Source organism: Synechococcus sp. CCY9202 (assembly GCF_034931685.1).
Classification (GTDB): domain Bacteria; phylum Cyanobacteriota; class Cyanobacteriia; order PCC-6307; family Cyanobiaceae; genus CBW1002.
On sequence record NZ_JAYGID010000092.1, the window covers coordinates 1 to 1,840 of the forward strand.

General features: G+C 61.7%; 2 pseudogenes. One reads left to right on the forward strand and one right to left on the reverse strand.

Annotated elements, in window-relative coordinates:
- Positions 1-96 precede the first annotated feature (96 nt).
- Positions 97-691 (forward strand): annotated as a pseudogene (locus VB777_RS12090) (IS5 family transposase); the annotation flags it as partial.
- Positions 692-1,130: 439 nt separating this feature from the next.
- On the opposite strand, the pseudogene VB777_RS12095 reads toward VB777_RS12090, so the two are convergent.
- Positions 1,131-1,694, reverse strand: a pseudogene (locus VB777_RS12095) (IS256 family transposase); the annotation flags it as partial.
- Between the last annotated feature and the right edge of the window lie 146 nt (positions 1,695-1,840).

Here is a 1,840-nt window from a genome sequence, read left to right on the forward strand (position 1 = left end):
TCGATTCATCGTGGCTGCAAGAGGCGCATCTGCACCTCCGGAATGACAGCCCGTCATTCCACCCTGTTCACCCTCTGATCAGGGCATTCGGGCCCCGGGTTTTACACCACGCAAAGGGACGCGGCCGATGCGACCATCATCGCGGCACCAAGCTCCACAAAGAATGAGAAGCGGGAGAGGGATCCTGAGATGCACCAGACCTGCAAGGGCAAGCAATGGCACTTTGGGATGTAGCCGTAGGCCCGCGAAGCGGTAGGTCCACATCGGGGTGGACAGCGAGAGCGGCCTCATCCACTCGGTGGAAACGACCGCAGCCAATGTGCATGACCTCACTCCCGCCGCTGAACTCCTGCACGGTGAGGAGACAGTGGTCTACGCAGATGCCGGGTACCAGGGGATTGAGAAGCGACCCGAGATGGAAGGCAGGGGTATCGGCTTCCGTACTGCCATGCGTCCCGGCAAGCGTCGCGCGTTACCGGATACACCCGAGGGGAGGGTGGATGACCTGATCGAGACGGCAAAGGCTCACTTCCGCGCCAAGGTGGAGCATCCGTTCCGCGTGATCAAGCGCCAGTTCGGCTTTCAAAAGACCCGGCTGCGGGGAATGCTCAAGAACCGCTGCAAGGTGAATGTGCTGGCCGGCCTCTCAAACCTATTCATGGCGCGCCATGAGTTGCTATGCAAGACATGACTGGGGGAGTGGTGTGCCCATTTGGGGCAAACACCACCCCAAATGGGCAAGATTCAGCCTCCACAAAGGTGAATTCAGGTTGATCAACACCCGATTCACCCTCAAATAGTGCATCCCGAACAAAGCGCGACTCCAAGCCCTTTTTAAGAGTTTGCTGAAAAACCCCGTCAAGGACCATTCAGCCCGGGAACGCCTGACTTCGAGCCCAGTGTTCACGGGCGCTGCGCCCAAAGGTAAGGCTTAAGGCATGACGGCCTCGGGACTTTTTCAGCAAACTCTTAAGAGTTTGCTGAAAAACCCCGTCAAGGACCATTCAGCCCGGGAACGCCTGACTTCGAGCCCAGTGTTCACGGGCGCTGCGCCCAAAGGTAAGGCTTAAGGCATGACGGCCTCGGGACTTTTTCAGCAAACTCTTAAGGGGGCGTTGTCCAGAGGTTCCCTCGCGGCGACCGTCGGCATTGACACCCATGGCGACGACCGCGGCCCGTGAGCAGACCTGCATCGCCTTCCCCAGCCGCCCGTTGAGGTAGGTGGCATCGAGGTAGACGTAGGCGTAGCTGCTGCTCTCCAGGGGCCTGCTCAGGAAGGCCTGCACCTGCTGGTCGATCTCCTGACAGATGCGACTCACCTGCGACTTGGAGATGCCGCTCTGGGAGCCCAGCGCCCCCACCAGGGCATCGACCTTGCGGGTGGAGACGCCACCGATGTAGGCCTCCATGATCACGGCATACAGGGCCTGATCGACCCGGCGGCGGGGCTCGAGGATCGAGGGCAGGAAGCTGCCGGCCCTCAGCTTGGGGATCTGCAGCTCAATGTCGCCCACCTGGGTGGTGAGGCTGCGGCTCCGGTAGCCGTGGCGATAGCCGAGCCGCTCCTCGGTGCGCTCGTGGCGGTCAGCACCCAGAACGGCGGCGACCTCCAGCTCGATCAGCCCCTGCAGGCCGTAGCGAGCCAGTTCGGGGATCAGCTCACCGGCGCTGCTGCCATCGAGTAGCGAGGCCAGCTCAGGTGCGGCACAGTGCGTCTTGGGCGTGTGTCACGAGTCAGCAGGTGAAAGCCAAGGCTGATGAAACTGCATCGGGGATGGGAGTGTGGCCTCCCGGGATCGGCCTGCAGGGGCTGGTACCAAACCACCCCGTGCTGCTGCGT